General features: G+C 59.7%; 16 protein-coding genes. 7 read left to right on the top strand and 9 right to left on the bottom strand.

Going from position 1 to position 15,750, the window contains the following annotated elements:
- Positions 1 to 124: 124 nt before the first annotated feature.
- From BUE38_RS02630 to BUE38_RS02620, 3 genes are read right to left on the bottom strand one after another with little or no spacing between them, the layout of a single operon-like run.
- Complete coding sequence (locus BUE38_RS02630; RefSeq protein WP_073433452.1) at positions 125 to 1,651, bottom strand: tripartite tricarboxylate transporter permease; 1,527 nt, start codon at positions 1,649 to 1,651, stop codon at positions 125 to 127.
- Positions 1,651 to 2,106 carry a tripartite tricarboxylate transporter TctB family protein gene (locus BUE38_RS02625; RefSeq protein ID WP_073433451.1) on the bottom strand — a complete coding sequence of 152 codons (456 nt, stop codon included), beginning with the start codon at positions 2,104 to 2,106 and terminating at the stop codon, positions 1,651 to 1,653. The genes BUE38_RS02630 and BUE38_RS02625 overlap by 1 nt, the downstream gene beginning before the upstream one ends.
- Positions 2,103 to 3,092, bottom strand: coding sequence for a Bug family tripartite tricarboxylate transporter substrate binding protein (locus tag BUE38_RS02620; protein ID WP_073433450.1), 990 nt, complete (start codon positions 3,090 to 3,092; stop codon positions 2,103 to 2,105). The genes BUE38_RS02625 and BUE38_RS02620 overlap by 4 nt, the downstream gene beginning before the upstream one ends.
- 337 nt (positions 3,093 to 3,429) lie before the next feature.
- On the opposite strand from BUE38_RS02620, the gene BUE38_RS02615 reads away from it, so the two are divergent.
- Genes BUE38_RS02615 through BUE38_RS02600 form a run of 4 tightly spaced genes read left to right on the top strand, consistent with a single transcriptional unit; the run spans position 3,430 to position 7,221 of the window.
- A complete protein-coding gene (locus BUE38_RS02615; protein ID WP_073433449.1) occupies positions 3,430 to 4,032 on the top strand; it encodes a helix-turn-helix domain-containing protein in 603 nt (200 codons plus the stop codon).
- The gene (locus BUE38_RS02610) at positions 4,029 to 4,688 is read left to right on the top strand and encodes a response regulator (RefSeq protein ID WP_073433448.1); all 660 of its coding nucleotides are present in this window, start codon (positions 4,029 to 4,031) and stop codon (positions 4,686 to 4,688) included. Before BUE38_RS02615 ends, BUE38_RS02610 begins: the two co-directional genes overlap by 4 nt.
- Positions 4,685 to 6,085 (top strand): sensor histidine kinase, encoded by a 1,401-nt coding sequence (locus tag BUE38_RS02605; RefSeq protein ID WP_073433447.1) that lies wholly within the window; start codon positions 4,685 to 4,687, stop codon positions 6,083 to 6,085. The genes BUE38_RS02610 and BUE38_RS02605 overlap by 4 nt, the downstream gene beginning before the upstream one ends.
- Positions 6,082 to 7,221 carry an ABC transporter substrate-binding protein gene (locus BUE38_RS02600; RefSeq protein WP_234986739.1) on the top strand — a complete coding sequence of 380 codons (1,140 nt, stop codon included), beginning with the start codon at positions 6,082 to 6,084 and terminating at the stop codon, positions 7,219 to 7,221. The genes BUE38_RS02605 and BUE38_RS02600 overlap by 4 nt, the downstream gene beginning before the upstream one ends.
- 373 nt (positions 7,222 to 7,594) lie before the next feature.
- Here BUE38_RS02600 and BUE38_RS02595 read toward each other — a convergent pair whose 3' ends face one another.
- The 5 genes from BUE38_RS02595 to BUE38_RS02575 all read right to left on the bottom strand — a co-directional run bounded on the left by BUE38_RS02595 (position 7,595) and on the right by BUE38_RS02575 (position 12,845).
- Entirely contained in the window at positions 7,595 to 8,005 is a 411-nt protein-coding gene (locus tag BUE38_RS02595; RefSeq protein WP_234986738.1) for a septal ring lytic transglycosylase RlpA family protein, read from the bottom strand.
- Positions 8,006 to 8,110: 105 nt separating this feature from the next.
- Positions 8,111 to 8,947 carry a uroporphyrinogen-III C-methyltransferase gene (gene cobA, locus BUE38_RS02590; protein WP_073433446.1) on the bottom strand — a complete coding sequence of 279 codons (837 nt, stop codon included), beginning with the start codon at positions 8,945 to 8,947 and terminating at the stop codon, positions 8,111 to 8,113.
- Positions 8,948 to 9,192: 245 nt separating this feature from the next.
- Positions 9,193 to 10,671, bottom strand: a complete 1,479-nt coding sequence (locus BUE38_RS02585) for a sodium-dependent transporter (RefSeq protein ID WP_073433445.1) — start codon at positions 10,669 to 10,671, stop codon at positions 9,193 to 9,195.
- A 199-nt stretch (positions 10,672 to 10,870) separates the two neighbouring features.
- Positions 10,871 to 11,959, bottom strand: a complete 1,089-nt coding sequence (gene hppD / locus BUE38_RS02580) for a 4-hydroxyphenylpyruvate dioxygenase (RefSeq protein WP_073433444.1) — start codon at positions 11,957 to 11,959, stop codon at positions 10,871 to 10,873.
- 277 nt (positions 11,960 to 12,236) lie between these two features.
- Positions 12,237 to 12,845: a LysE/ArgO family amino acid transporter gene (locus BUE38_RS02575; RefSeq protein ID WP_073433443.1), complete on the bottom strand. Its 609-nt coding sequence runs from the start codon at positions 12,843 to 12,845 to the stop codon at positions 12,237 to 12,239.
- Between the two features lie 140 nt (positions 12,846 to 12,985).
- On the opposite strand from BUE38_RS02575, the gene BUE38_RS02570 reads away from it, so the two are divergent.
- The gene (locus tag BUE38_RS02570; protein ID WP_073433442.1) at positions 12,986 to 13,870 is read left to right on the top strand and encodes a LysR family transcriptional regulator ArgP; all 885 of its coding nucleotides are present in this window, start codon (positions 12,986 to 12,988) and stop codon (positions 13,868 to 13,870) included.
- A 31-nt stretch (positions 13,871 to 13,901) separates the two neighbouring features.
- Here BUE38_RS02570 and BUE38_RS02565 read toward each other — a convergent pair whose 3' ends face one another.
- Positions 13,902 to 14,207, bottom strand: coding sequence for an MTH1187 family thiamine-binding protein (locus BUE38_RS02565; protein WP_073433441.1), 306 nt, complete (start codon positions 14,205 to 14,207; stop codon positions 13,902 to 13,904).
- 129 nt (positions 14,208 to 14,336) lie between these two features.
- Between BUE38_RS02565 and BUE38_RS22305 the strand changes: the two genes are divergently transcribed.
- Positions 14,337 to 14,651, top strand: a complete 315-nt coding sequence (locus BUE38_RS22305; protein WP_143166168.1) for a hypothetical protein — start codon at positions 14,337 to 14,339, stop codon at positions 14,649 to 14,651.
- Positions 14,587 to 15,738: a cyclopropane fatty acyl phospholipid synthase gene (gene cfa, locus BUE38_RS02560; protein ID WP_073433440.1), complete on the top strand. Its 1,152-nt coding sequence runs from the start codon at positions 14,587 to 14,589 to the stop codon at positions 15,736 to 15,738. The genes BUE38_RS22305 and cfa overlap by 65 nt, the downstream gene beginning before the upstream one ends.
- Positions 15,739 to 15,750: the final 12 nt, after the last annotated feature.

The following is a 15,750-nucleotide window of genomic DNA, read 5'->3' as shown; positions in this document are numbered from 1 at the left end:
CCTGAAGGGAGTGCTGCAGTAGCGGCGACCGGCGCTGCCCCTGTTGTTTTCTATCTCGCTGTTTTCTATCTCGTTGTTTTCTATCTCACTCTCTAGTGCCTCACAGCCTTGTTTCTCGCTGCCTTCAGTCTCCCGGTGTCTCCGGAACCCCGGTCTTGACCTGCATGCGCTTGCGCAGGATCGGACCAACGATATAGGGCAGCACCAGGCCGACGATGGCAAAGGCCCACAGGCCAATTGCCAGGCCACTGCTCCACAGCACGGTCCAGTCACCATCGGAAATATCCATGGCATGGCGCAGATTCTTCTCCATTTCCGGGCCGAGCAACAGGCCCAGAATCACCGGTACCAGCGGAATCTCCAGCTTGCGCAGGACATAACCGAGGAAGCCGAAGGCCACCATGAAGTAGAGATCGAAGGTGGTGTTGCTGATCGAGTAGATGCCGACGAAGGCCACCATGGTCACGATCGGCAGCAGGTACATCGGCGGTACCGACAGCAGCTTGACGAACAATCCCACCAGCGGAATATTGAGGAACAGCAACAGCAGGTTGCCGATCAACAGTGCCGCAATCACGCCCCAAACGATATCGGCATGCTGAGTGAACATCAGCGGTCCCGGGGTGATGTTCTGGGAAATCAGCAACGCCAGCAATACGGCGGTGGTACCACTGCCCGGAACACCCAGGGTCAGCATCGGCACCAGAGCACCACTGGAGGCGCCATTGTTGCCCGCTTCAGGTGCAGCGACACCGCGTGGGTCACCAGTACCGAAGCGCCCCTTGCTGCCGAGAATCTTCTTCTCGAGGGTATAGCTGATGAAGCTGCCCAGCGATGCTCCAGCACCAGGCAAAACCCCGGCGATAAAGCCCATCACGCTGCCACGCAGGCTGGTCGGCAGGATCTCGAGAATGTCCTTCATGCTGAGCTTGAGCCCGTTGACCTTGATGGCCTTGTGGCCCTTGCCGGCCCGCTCCTCAATAAAGAAAAGCAGCTCCGAGATCGCAAACAGACCCACGATAACGATGATGAAGTCCACGCCTTCATAAAGCTCGAGCACTCCGAAGGTGTAGCGCTGCACCCCGGTATTGTCGATACCCACGGTGGCGATCATCAAGCCCAGACAGGCTGCCAGCACGGTCTTTACCGGGTTCTTGCCGGTAATACCGCCGAGAGTGGCAAAGGCCAGCAGGAACAATGCAAAGTATTCGGCAGGACCGAACGTCAACGCAAAGTCCGCCAGAATCGGGGCCAGCAGAATCAGGCCGATGGTGGCAATCAGGCTGCCGATGAAGGAAGCAATCGCAGAAATTGCCAGCGCCTCGGCGGCCTTTCCCTTCTGTGCCATGGGATAGCCGTCGAGACAGGTCATCATCGCCGGCTCATCGCCGGGGATGTTCAGCAGAATCGACGAGATGCGCCCACCGTACATGGCACCGGCATAGACCGACGTCAACATGATCAGCGAGGTGTCCGCGCGCAGACCCAGGGTAAAGGCCAGCGGAATCAGGATCGCCACACCATTGGCCGGGCCGAGGCCAGGCAAGGCCCCGATCAGGGTGCCGAGAAAGGCCCCCAGCAACGCAAATATCAGGTTCTCCGGCGCCAGAGCGACACCGAAGCCATCCATCAGAAAGCCAAGTGTTTCCATCAGCCCACCTCCAGGAGGGACAGCAGACCCAGCGGCAGGGACAGGTCAAGCGCGAAGTTGAAGATCAGGAACACCACCGTACCCGCCACCAGTCCAGTCACGTAAGCCTTGACCGGGCGTGCACCCATACGCCAGCACAGCGTGCCAACAGCCAGCGCGGTGCTGACGATGAAGCCCAGTGGCTCGAGGCTCATGGCATAGAGGGCCAACACCACCAGCGCGATGATCAGTTCGATACCAGTGCGGCTCCACGGCCAGGCGTTGTCCGGGTCCGGACGCACCACCAGATACAGGCTGGAAATCGCCAGTACCACAGCCAGCAGGTGCGGGAAGGTTTCGGGACCGACAACTTCGGTCCCGCCAAATGGTACCGGGAACTGTGAGGCGGCCCAGCCGTACGCGACGGCCAGGACGATCATCAGTACCCCGAAGATGCGGTCGTTGAAATAACTCATTGCTGAATCAGCCCAATATCCACGGACAGCTGGTTGATGTCCTCGATCTGTTCCTTGACGAAGGTCTCGAACTCGGCGGCGCTCATGTGGAACGGCATCAGGCCATTGTTTTCCATGACAGCCTGCCATTCTTCACTGGCATAGATGGTGTCCATGGCATCCACCCAGTACTGCTTCGCCTCGTCGGAGATATCCGCCGGCATGTAGAAACCACGCCAGTTGGGGCCGACCGCATCGATACCCTGTTCCTTGGCAGTGGGAATCTCGCTGAAGTCGCCCGGCAGACGCTCGTCGGAAAGTACCGCGACGATGCGCAGATCACCGGACTCCCAGAAGCCCTGAGCCTCGGTGATATCTCCGGTGAAGGCATCCACATGGCCACCGACCACCTGGGTCATGGCCTCACCACCGTTGTTGTAGGACAGGTAAGGAATCCGCGGGAGCTCTTCGACACCCGCTGCCTGAGCGGCGATCAGCACCTTGAGGTGATCCCAACCGCCCTTGGCACTGCCACCGGCAAACTTCACCGCGCGCGGGTCTTCCTTCAGAGCATCCATCAGATCGTTGAGAGTCTGATACTCGGAGTCCGCACTGACCGCGATGACGCCGTAATCAGCGCCCAGCGCGCCCACCCAGTTGACCATCTCGGCATCCATTCCAGGGAATTGCCCCTGGGCAAGACGGGTGGTGGTGGCGGTGGAAGCCGCAACCAGCAGTTGCTCATCACCGGCACGCTTGCTGACGACGTGGGCATAGGCCACACCGCCACCGGCTCCTGCCATATTGACGGTCTGCACGCTACGCGGCACCAGATCGAGATCCTCCATCACGGTACCCACGCTGCGGCAGGTAAAGTCCCAACCGCCGCCTGGATCTGACGGTGCGATACATTCGACCTTTCCTTCCGGCTCGAAGGCATAGACCGTAGAAGTCCCAAAAGTGAGAGCAGCGATGCCAAGGAGTTTGAGTGGCGTCTTGATGGACATGATGAGTCCCCTCTTTGTTGTAACGAATGTTGTTGTAACGGATGTCGTTGTAACCGGCCGACCAGACAGAACGGCCTGACGCTAGTAACGATAATGGCAGTAGCGATGATCGTCGTAACGATCATGTAGCGTGCCCACTTACGTTGCCTTCCAGCACCGGGCCTGCGGTGCGCCACTTGCGGAATCCTGACGCGGACCTTACAATTCCGTAAGGCAGAACGCCGTTCCTTAGGGTAGAAAGCTAATCCGCAGATCCTGACGGGTCAACGCGGATTCATGCATTTGAGACCAAAGTTCAATACGGCTGACCCAGGCCATTTCATAACGGAGAAAGCATGTGGCTCAGGATCGTGTAGAAGCCGTCGAACGGGCCCTGACAGTGCTCGAATCCTTTGATTCACCACAAGAAAGTTTCAGCCTCGCGGAGTTGGCGCAAGCCACTGGATACTACAAGAGCACGCTGTTGCGCCTGCTGGCATCGCTGGAGCGCTTCGACTATGCCCGGCGCGGTGACGATGGGCGCTGGCGCATGGGCAACACGCCATTGCGCCTGGCTCGCCGCCATCCTCCCAGCCGTAACCTGGCGTTGTACGTCCAACCAGTACTTGATGAACTGGCCAGACAGTCGGAGGAAACCGCCAGCCTGCTCGAACAGAGCGATACCGGCATACTGTGCAGACTGGTGGCACTTCCCGACCAGCCATTGCGGCATGACCTGAGTCCGGGTACAGAGTGGCCGAGCCGTGGGGAGGACGACCCACGCCTGGAATTGAGCGGTGGAGAGATGCTCTACCGAGTGCTGGAGAACGATGAAGGAATGCGGTTGTGGATTGCCCTGTCCGGCCCCGGTGGACGCCTCGAGCATGATCGTTGTGCCAGACTACTGGAAGCGGCCATTCGGCAACTGCAACCGGGTCAGAACCGACAGGAGGATGCATGACCATACTGCTGGTCGAAGATGATCGTCTGCTGGCCGACACCCTGGTCGATGCCCTGAACCACGGCGGCCATGCTGTCGAACATATCAACCACGGGGATCACGCCCACGCCAGCCTTTCAACCCGCCATAACCACGCCCTGGTGCTGCTGGATCTCAACCTGCCGGGACGTAGTGGCCTGGAAATTCTCGAGGCATTACGGCGTCACGACAGTGTCACTCCCGTGCTGATCCTGACCGCCAGGGGGGCCATCGAAGACCGGGTTCGTGGCCTTGACCTGGGGGCCGATGACTATCTGGCCAAGCCGTTTTCGCTGGAAGAACTCGAGGCCAGGGTTCGTGCGCTGTTGCGTCGGCATGCCCCCACCACTGTTCTCAATGTCGGTGCCTTGACCTTCGACAGCATGGCGCAACGCTTCACCCTTGGTGACGAACCATTGGCCCTGCCGCCCCGGGAGCAACGACTACTGGCGTGCCTGATGCGCCATGCCGGTCAGCCCGTCGACAAGTCCGCGCTTGCCAGCGAGGCCTTCGCTGAGGACGACATCGGCGAGAATGCTATCGAGGTCTACATTCATCGTCTACGCAAGCGCCTGGGATCCCACGACATCAAGCTGAGCACCGTGCGTGGCCTCGGCTACCTACTTGAAGCGCCATGACCATACGCGACTCCCTGCATCGCCGGCTGTTGACCTGGATACTGGTGCCGATGCTGGCTGTCGGCTCATTGGTGCTCTGGCAAGCCTGGACAGACGCGCGACGCACTGCCGATACCGCCTTTGATCGCCTGCTGGAAGCCGCCTCGCTGGCAATTTCCGAACAGGTCCAGTGGCAGGATGGTCAATTGTGGCTGGACCTGCCCCCGGCAGCGCTGGAGATGCTCGCCACGCAGAATGACGAGCGCGTGTTCTACGCCGTGGTCGATGTCCAGGGGCACCAGGTGACCGGCAATGCGTCGCTTCCTGGGGATCCGCGCCCTGATCAACAGGGCGGTGACACGCTATGGTATCGGGATATCCAGCTTCAGGGCATGTCCCTGCGCCAGGGGGTACGCCGCTCGCGGCTCGAGGACTGGAGATTTCGTGATGTCTTCGAGGTCCGCGTGGCACACACCAGGGAAGGGCGCGACGCGCTCAGTTGGGCGCTGTTCCGCCAGAGTCTGGCCTATCTACTGGCGCTGGCGGTGCTGACCCTGGCTGCTCTGATCATTGCCATTCGCTTTGCGCTCGCCCCCCTCACCCGGCTACGCCGTCAGATTCGCGCCCGTGACCCACGAACCCTTCAGCCACTGGAACTGCCGCTGCCCCGCGAGCTCGCCGAACTGCGCGACACGCTCAATGAGCTGCTGGCTCGGATGCGCCGCGTCAAGGCCAACCAGGAACGCTTCATCGGTGATGCCTCCCACCAACTGCGGACGCCATTGTCAGGGCTCTCCGCCCGCGCCGAGCTGGCTCTGCGCCAGAACAACCCGGAGCTATGGCGAGAGGCACTGGAGACCATGCAGGCTACCAGCACCAGGGCCTCACGGCTGGCCATACAACTGCTGTCATTGACCCGCCTGGACAACCCGGAGTATCAACCCGAACTGGTGCGCACCGACCTCAATGTCATTGCGCGAGAGGCGGTACGAGAGCACTGGCAACGATGTCAGCGCCAGGCAGTGGATCTGGGACTCGAAGCCAGTGACCACGCCGTGTGGGTGATGGGCCTGGACTGGCAACTGGCCGAAGCACTGGCCAATCTCATCGACAATGCCTGCCGCTATGGTGCGAGGCAGGTGACAGTCAAGGTCACTACCGAGCCGCCCTGCCTGGCCGTGGAGGACGACGGCCCCGGCATTCCGGCAGAGCATCGCCTGCTGTCGCTACGCCCTTTCCATCGTGGCCAGCAGGACGACGATGGTTCCGGCCTCGGCCTGGCCATTGTTGATGGCATTGCCCGCACCCATGGTGCACGACTCAGCCTGGCAGCCACTATTCCTTCCTCCCAGCGGGGCCTGATCGTCAGCTTGACGTTTCCTGAACCGCCGCCCTGCAACACAGCGGAGAACCCATGACAAGACACAGCCTGTGGGCATTCATGTTTCGGAGATCGGTACTGCGGGGATCAGCGATTTCGGGCTCGGTACTGTGGGGATTGTTGCTGTGGAGCTTGTGGCAGTCAGCTTACGCCACGGAAGAGCTGAACCTGCCGGCAACCGCCGAGCCGTCCACACCTCTGGTGATCCATGCTGCCTTCGACGTGCCCTATGCCCGTCCTCTGCTGGAAGACTTCCACCGCCGCCACCCCCAATACGACATCACCTACCGCAATCTCAGCACCCTTGAGCTGCATGAGCGCTTCCTGAACGTGCCCGATGAACCTGATGTGATGATGTCCTCAGCCATGCCCTGGCAATACCGGCTGGTCAATGACGGTCATGCCCAGCCCATCACTACACCCAACGCCGAAAACTGGCCGGCCTGGGCTAAATGGCGTCAGGAGCTGTTCGCCTTCACCTACGAGCCCATCGTCATGGTTATCAACCGCGAAGTCATGGACCGCTTCGGCCCCGTCAACAGCCATGCCGACCTGTTGGGCCTGATCAGCCAGCATGGTGATGCGCTGCGCGGACGTATCGTGACCTATGATCCGGCAACCAGCGGCGCTGGCTACACCTATGCCATTGAGGAGTCGCAGTTGTCACCACGCTACTGGGACCTGGTCGCCGCCCTGGGGAACGCCGACACTCACCTCGTCGGCACCACAGGAGAGATGCTCGATGGCCTGCACGACAGACGTTTCTTGATCGGCTACAACCTGCTTGGCAGCTATGTCAGGCAGAGCGTGGAGCACGACCCCAGTTTGCGCTGGGTCATTCCGGATGACTACGCACTGGTCATCCAGCGCCTGGCCTTCGTCCCACGCCTGGCCCCTCACCCTGCGGCTGGTCGCCGCTTCGTCGACTACCTGCTCAGTGTCGAGGGGCAGAGAGTCCTGTCGGACGGGGGCAATGTCGCGGCTATCCACCCACAACTGGATGGACCCGGCACCGCCACCGCCATGCAACGTCGCTATGCCGAGGGACTGAGACCCACACCGCTTGGTCCGGGCCTGCTTGCGACCCTTGACGACCTCAAGCGCCGCGCACTTTTGAGTCGCTGGCAACGAGAGTTTTCCGGGGAAATGGTGGGAGAACAGGAAAGGCCGTAAGCCGTTGACCCAGCTTCGAGGCACGAGCTTCGAGCCAGCTATGTTCGTTCCAGACGAACAAACGCACTTCCCACATCCCTGTGGGTCGCGAGCGGCTCAACGCCAGAATGGCAATCCCGCGCCATCCCCGGAGTTCGGGGTTCGGGGTTCGGGGTTCGGGGTTCGGGGTTCGGGGTTCGGGGTTCGGGGTTCAGGGTTCGGGGTTCAGCTCGAGCGTAGCGTACTCGTGACTCGCAGCTCGCAGCTGAGACTCAAGCACAAATACCCCGAGACCAATCATGGTCCCGGGGTACTCTTCAGCGAGAAGCGGTTATCGAAACCAGGCACTCGTACCGGTGGGTCTGACTACTGTAGTCCCTGTTGCCGAACGGCTTCAGGGCAGATAGGTCAGGCGCACCGGCGCAACACCACGGTTCAACATGCCGAGTTCCCTGGCAGCACCCTTGGATAGATCAATGATGCGCCCTTTCACAAAGGGACCGCGGTCATTGATCTCCACTTCTACCGACTCCCCGGTATCCTCCCGAGTCACCAACACCTTGGTGCCGAACGGCAGGCTGCGATGCGCCGCGGTCAAGGCTCGCTGATCGAAGGTATCACCACTGGCGGTGGTGCGTCCCTGGAAACGGTCGGCGTAGTATGATGCACGTCCTTCCTGGGTCTCGATGTTCAGTACTGCTCCGTTAGCCAGTGCCGTCGTCGATATCAGCAAGGTCGACAACACCACTCCAGCAACCACAACAGTTCCTCGCAGCGCCATCAGGCGCTGAACAATCTCATTCATTCTTCACCTCATGTCGACATGACGTCGCATCATGGGGGCCTGGTGCTTCTCCTCGGCTGTCAATACAACAGACACAACAGAACACAACCGGTGTTGCCCGAGTCTCTACTCGGATGGCGACGGATGCTTGCCTTGAACCCACCCACGGCATCCCGCTCGCTCATGATCAAACCAGGCCAGTTTCTCGTGCAGTGATACAACGCTGCCGATGATTATCAACGTGGGCGGCTGAATACTATCCCGTTCCTCGAGAAGCGGCAAATCAGCAATTGTGGAGATATGCACCCTCTGACGGCTGGTCGTGCCCTGTTCTATCAATGCTGACGGGGTGTTACGGGCCATTCCGTGCTCGATGAGCCGATGACTGATAATGTCAATCGTGCCCAAACCCATGTAGAACACCAGCGTCTGGCCCGGCGTCGTCAGAGTGGGCCAGTCGAGATCACACCCACCCTGTTTTAGATGACCGGTGATGAAACGCACCGATTGTGCATGATCGCGATGAGTGAGCGGAATACCGGCATAGGCGCCACAGCCCGACGCCGCGGTGATTCCGGGGACGACCTCGACCATGACACCCGCTTCGGCGAGGGTTTCCAGTTCCTCACCACCGCGCCCGAAGATGAAGGGATCACCGCCCTTGAGTCGCACCACTCGCTTACCCTGCTGGGCCCAATCGACCAGCGCCTGATTGATGCCTTCCTGCGGAACGCTGTGGTGAGAGCGTGCCTTGCCGACATATCGCAGCTCTGCCGTGGTCGGAACCAGATCAAGAATCTCCTGACTGACCAGCCGGTCATGGAGCACGACGTCCGCCTCCGTCAGCCGACGCCAGGCCTTGATCGTCAACAGCTCCGGGTCGCCTGGCCCCGCTCCGACCAGGCACACCTGACCAGCGGAAAAGGCAGAGGAAGAAGGCAGGGATGCCTGGTGAGGGACCATCGATGACTCCAGGACGCAAATAATCAATCAGTCGTTGACCCACATCAGCCAGGTTCTGAATGACCGACTGATCGGGGGAAACGAATTATGTCATAAAGGAATTAAAACCAGTACTGCTTATGACACATAACAGCACCTCCGATGCCCAGGGTTGATATCGAGGACCAGCACAAATACAAGCGCCGCGCTCTCGAGGAGACGCGGCGCTTGTACTGTTTCAACGCAGGGAGCTGTCGCTCTCGGCCTCAGTGCTCGGCACCAGCTCGTGAATGACACAACTGACGCAGGCGCGGACTGGCCAATTCTCCCACCACCATGAACGCTACCAGCACGACCAGCAGTATCGGCCAATGGCTGGAAAAGTCGACACTCGCCACGCCCAACGCATTGATGAAGATCACCAGGATACCCAATGGGCTGACATAGCGCACCATGAACAGCCACAACGCATAGACCCTCGGCGACAGGCCCAGCTCATCGCGCATCACATGCTTATTGAGTACAAACCCGGCCAGCAGCACCATGCCCAGACCACCCAGCGGCATCATCAGGCGCGAGGTCAGGTAATCCAGCCAATCGAAGAAATGCATTCCCAGCAATGTCCAGTCGGAACCGATATTGAAGGACAACATCGCCAGGGTACTGATGACCCAGAGTACGATACCTGTGCTCCACGAGGCGCCACGGCGGCTGATTCCGGCATTGTCGGTCAGCCAGGACACTGTCGCCTCCACCATGGAAATCGATGAGGTGAGTGCCGCCATCGCCAACATGATGAAGAACAGGATGCCGAACAACTGGCCGAAGGGCATGGCCTGGAAGGCCAGCGGCAGGCTCATGAAGATCAGCCCCGGGCCACTATCCGGCTGCATGCCATTGGCAAAGATCGCCGGGAAGATCGCCAGCCCCGCCATCAACGCCACCAGGGTGTCTGCCACCGCGACGGTCAGAGTGGTGCGCCCGATGGAAGCATGCTTCGGCAGGTAGCTGCCGTAGGTCAGGATCGCGCCGGAAGCCAGGGACAGCGTAAAGAAGGCGTGCCCCATGGCCGCCAGCATTCCCTCACTGCTCAACTCCGAGGCATTGAAGGCAAACAGGAAGGTCAGAGCATCAGCAAAACCACCGGAGAACATACCGTAGATGATCATGATCACCAGCATCACCACCATGCCAGGCATCATCCAACTGGTGCTGCGCTCGATACCGCCCTGGACGCCCTTGCCGACGATGACCATGGTCAACACGGTCACCAGGGTACTCCAGCCCCCAAGGTTCCAGGGGTTGGCATTGTTGGCACCGAAGATGGCCGCCATATCATCGACACTGCTGCCGGCCAGGCTGCCGGAGAGCATCTTCCACAGGTAGGAGAATGACCAGCCGGCCACCACCACGTAGAAGCACAGGATCATGAAGCCGCACAGCATAGCCATCCAGCCCAGCACCGACCATAGGGGGCTGCGTCCCGACTCGGTCACCAGGCGGCGAAAGGCATCAACGGGACTGCCACGCCCACGACGCCCAAAGGCTATCTCGCTCATCATCACCGGCACACCGACCGAGAGAATGCAGGCAAGATAGACCAGCACGAAGGCACCGCCACCGTACTCACCTGTCATGTAGGGGAATTTCCAGATATTGCCGAGACCGACCGCAGAGCCGGTCGCTGCCATTACAAAGCCCCAGCGCCCCAGCCATTGGGTGCGGGAAGGTTCATTGGTCGTCATGTGAGAGGTCGCTTTCGCTTATTCTGGTCGCCAGCGGCGCGATATAAAGGGCGCCATTGTGACCGATTTTGTTGTAAATGGGCAGACCACTGACAAATTGTTGTCGTTCGAGCATCAGCAGTCTGCCGTGGTGCCTTCAACAGCCACCGTTCTCAGCGAGGATCCACGATCGCTGGGGAGATCACTTCCCGTTGCAGTCTCAATCGTCCTTGAGTACACCGCGACGGATCTGATCTTCCTCGATGGACTCGAACAGTGCCTTGAAGTTGCCTTCACCGAAACCATCGTTGCCCTTGCGCTGAATGATCTCGAAGAAGATCGGTCCGATCACCGTTTCGGTGAATATCTGCAGCAATACACCCTCATTCGGGCCTCCATCGACAAGCAGGCTGAGCTCACGAAGCTCCTCGACATTCTCTTCATGATTCGGGACCCGTGCATCGACACGCTCGTAGTAGGTATCCGGGGTCGACAGGAACTGGATGCCATTGGCCTTGAGCGCACGCACCGTGGCATAGATATCGTCGGTGGCCATGGCCAGGTGCTGGATGCCTTCGCCGTTGTACTCGCGGATGAATTCCGCGATCTGCGAATTGTCATCAGCCGATTCATTGATCGGGATATGCATCTTGCCACAGGGCGCGGTCATGGCCCGGGAATGCAGTCCGGTCTTCTTGCCTTCGATATCGAAGTAGCGGTTCTCGCGGAAGTTGGCAATGCTGGTGTAGAAATTCGCCCAGAGATCCATCTGCCCACGCTCGACATTGTGGGTCAGGTGATCGAGCACCAGAAGGCCGACACTGTTGTCCTGGGCACTGGTGCCCGGGATCGGCTCGAAGTCGATGTCATAGATGGTGCGACCCTCGCCATCGACCTTGTTGTCGACGAAGTACAGCAGCGTTCCTCCAATACCGCGGACAGCAGGAATGCCGACTTCCCCTTCGCCGATCACGGGTTCCACCTGACTGGCACCGTTGGCAATGGCGTAGTCAAGCGCCTGGCGAGCATCGGCCACTTTCCACGCCATGGCACATGCGCCGGGACCGTGGACACGGGCAAACTCCGCTGCCTGGCTATCGGGTTCGGCATTGAGGACGAAGTTGACACCTTCCTGCTGGAACAGACTCACCTGCTTGCTGCAATGACGGCGGGTTTCGGTGAAGCCCATGGCAACGAACAACTGGCGGAGCGCCTCGATGCCCTCCGCAGTAGGCGCACTGTACTCGACGAATTCGAAACCATTGGTTCCGATCGGGTTGTGAGTATTGATGGGGGCAACGACGGTCATGATGTAACTCCGAATGACAGGTTCCAGGGGTAGTTGGATGTCGCTCCCGAGCAAGCACGGCACGCGCGCCGCCGAGGATCGACTCTTGTGCCTTCAGCCTAGGGGGAATCATGGTGAGCAGGAATCTCCTTATAGTCCTTCCTGCGGCAGGCTGGAACCTCCGCCACGGCGCCTTGTGTAGCGTATTTCTTACAGTCGTTGCTGGAGCCGGGGCTGCGCGTAATGAATCCCTTACACGGCGTCACGAAATTCTGACACCCATTCCATGAACCTCCCCTCAGCCGAGCTCCATTCTCAGCAACTGAACCGCCACCATCACCATGATCAAGGCGATGGCTCCATCAATGATCCGCCATGCACGTGGACTTGCCAGACGCGGCGCCAGGTACCTTGCCGCTCCCACCAGCGCGAAGAACCAGCAGAACGAGGCCAGGGTGGCACCGACATAGAACCCCAGTGGATCCTGCTGGAGGGAGCCGATCGAACCCAGCATCACCAGAGTGTCGAGATAGACTTGAGGATTGAGCAGCGTAACTGCGAGGGTCGCCACTATCACCTGTCCCCGACCCGGGCGACCTCCGGACGCCTCGGCCCTGAGGCCATCCGGTTGCCACATGCGCTGCACCGCCAGCCATGCCTGCCACAACAGAAAGGCAGCGCCGCCATAACAGGCCAGCTGCATGGCCAGTTCGCTGCGTGCAATCAGGGCTCCCAACCCCAGCACTCCCAGACCGATCAATACCGCATCACAGAGGGCACAGACCCAGGCCACGTGCCAGGCATGCTCGCGGCGTAGTCCTCGGTCCAGCACGAAAGCGTTCTGCGCGCCAATGGCAACGATCAGTGCACCTCCCGTTCCTATCCCCTGCAACATCGACATCCACATACGACATTCCTCTTCTGATGGATGGTTCTATACATCACTGGATGACCCAGCACTGGATGACCTGGCACTGGATGACATAGCTTGAGGAATGCTCTTGAATAAGAAAAACAAATGTTCAAACTGATACATCAGGAATTCTTATGATGGACTACAAGCTGCTGGAAGCGTTGAGCGCGGTGCTCCACCACCAGGGATTCGAGCGCGCTGCCCGCCACCTGGGACTGACACAGTCCGCGGTTTCTCAGCGCATCAAGTTACTCGAGGCGCGTCTCGGGCAGCCGGTGCTGGTCCGCGGGAATACACCTGAAGCTACCGACCTGGGCCGACGACTGCTCAATCACGTTCAGCAGGTGCAATTGCTCGAGGAGGAGTTGACGCTATCCCTGCCACAGCTGGCCGGTACCGAGCGCCACCTGCGCGTTGCCATCAATGCCGACAGCATCTCCACCTGGTGGCCACAGGCCATGGGAGAGTTCATGCGCGACCACCCCATGACCCTGGATCTGGTCATCGAGGACCAGGATGTGGGACTCCAGCGCATGCGCCATGGCGAGGTTGCTGCCTGCCTGTGTGCCAGTGCTCAGCCCGTACAGGGCACCCGAGTCGTCCCCCTCGGCAGAATGCGTTACCGCGCTCTGGCCCAGCCCGATTTTCTCCACCGTTATCTCCCGCAAGGACCGAGCCCTGAGGACCTGGCGCGTACCCCGGCCATCATCTTCGATCACAATGACCAGTTGCAGCATCGCTGTCTGGCGGAATTCGGCATCACGGGCCCCTTCCCTCACCACATCTGCGCTTCCACCGAGGGCTTTATCCAATTGGTCATGGCCGGTATTGGCTGGGGAATGATGCCTGAACTGCAGGTAGCCGACCTGCTCGACAGTGGTGAGCTTATCGACCTGGTACCCGGCTACCACCTGGATGTCCCGCTGTACTGGCACTACTGGCGACTGGGAGGAGAATCCCTCGACGCCCTTGCCCACCACCTGGAAAAGGCGGCGAATCAGGTTCTCGTGCCCTTCTGATCACTGCGCCGTTTCCCGGCACCATGCCGCATCAGGTCTGCTGCATTCGCTGACGGACGCTATCGACCTTGTCGTCCATGGACTGCTCACGATCGGTGCGCGTCCCCAGCTTGAGCGTTGTGGTGATACGCGGAGCGCCCATGCTGTGCACCACCTCATGGCAACGCTTGACCACAGCCATTACGTCATCCCAGGGGCCTTCGATATTGGTGCCATAGGCATGCATCTGATGCTTCAGGCCAGAGGCCTGAATCTCGCGCTGGCAAGCAGTGACATGCTCGGAAACCGAGACACCAACACCCAGAGGTACGACGCATAGATCAATAATGAGATGCATAACAATAAGCCTCCTTAGAATTTCTTTACCATTGTGCTGATTCGATAGTGCCGATCCAATAGTGCTGATCTAAGCTAATCAACAATACTGACAGAAGATATTAACCCGGCATGCTTTCATGTGGGGTTAATGGCGGCACAGGGAAGTGCCGCCGTCGGCCATCAGGCCGACGCGAGACCACGCCACACCAGCAGATCCGCGCATCTGCGCCAGTGTGATGCGGACGACAATCAAATCGATCAGGATGAGCTATTTGATTGCCATGTTAATAGCGTTGTCGGGGCGCGCCGCCCAGCTGCATCGTCTGGTGCTCTGAAGCACGATGACCCCGTGAAAACCGCCATCATTTGTGTCGCCGAGAACGGAAACCGGAGGCTCCATGACCAGCGACTCACGCCCCCACCCCATTGCCTTGCCCGATACCCGTGCCAGACGGGTGGTTGAACGCCTGCTGGAAGGTGCCGGCATCACGCTCAACGGCAATGCGCCCGAGGATATCCAGGTCTATCACCCGGACCTTTTCTCACGCATATTGCGCCAGGGCACCCTGGGCCTTGGGGAAGCCTATATGGATGGCTGGTGGGAAGCGGAGCATATTGACCGGCTGGCCCATCGTCTGTTGCAGCATGGATTGGGAGAGCGCGCCCACACCAGTTCGGAACGGCTGATGTATCGCCTCCAGGCTGGCCTGTTCAATCTGCAGAGCAAGGCCCGCGCCTGGATCGTTGGCGAAGCTCATTACGACATGGGCAATGATCTTTTCGAGCGCATGCTCGACCCCACCATGTGTTATTCCTGCGGCTACTGGAAGGAGGCTTCCAACCTCCACGAGGCTCAACGGGCCAAACTTGAACTGGCCTGCCGCAAACTGCAGTTGCGTCCCGGCATGACACTACTCGATATCGGTTGTGGCTGGGGCAGCCTCGCCGAGCATGCAGCTCGCCACCATGGCGTCAAGGTCACCGGCATCACCATCTCGAAACAGCAGGCCGAACTGGCAAGGGAACGTTGCCGAGGCCTGCCGGTCGACATTCAATTGTGCGACTATCGCGACCTGACGGGACAATACGACCGTATCCTGTCCATCGGCATGTTCGAGCATGTCGGACAACGCAACTATGACAGCTACTTCGCCACCGTCGACCGCCTGTTGGCCGGCGATGGACTCTTTCTGCTGCATACCATCGGCTCCAACACCTCGAAGATCTCCGCCGACCCCTGGATCAACCGCTATATCTTTCCCAACGGCATTCTGCCCTCGATCCGCCAGATTGCCGAAGCCAGTGAGGAATACATGATCGTCGAGGACTGGCAGAACTTCGGTGCCGACTACGATCGCACCCTGCTCGCCTGGCTGCACAACCTGGACAGCCACTGGTACCAGATTGCACACCAGTACAACGAGCGCACCCATCGCATGTTCCGTTATTACCTGTCGGTATGCGCCGGCGCCTTCCGTGCTCGCAACATCCAACTATGGCAGGCGGTATTTTCCCGTGGTCGAGCAGGCCGATACGACGCACCGCGTTGAAGAAGCGGTCTG

Source organism: Halomonas cupida (genome assembly GCF_900142755.1).
Lineage (GTDB): Bacteria > Pseudomonadota > Gammaproteobacteria > Pseudomonadales > Halomonadaceae > Halomonas > Halomonas cupida.
Note: the sequence above shows the minus strand (reverse complement) of the source record. Positions and strands in the feature narration are given on the sequence as shown.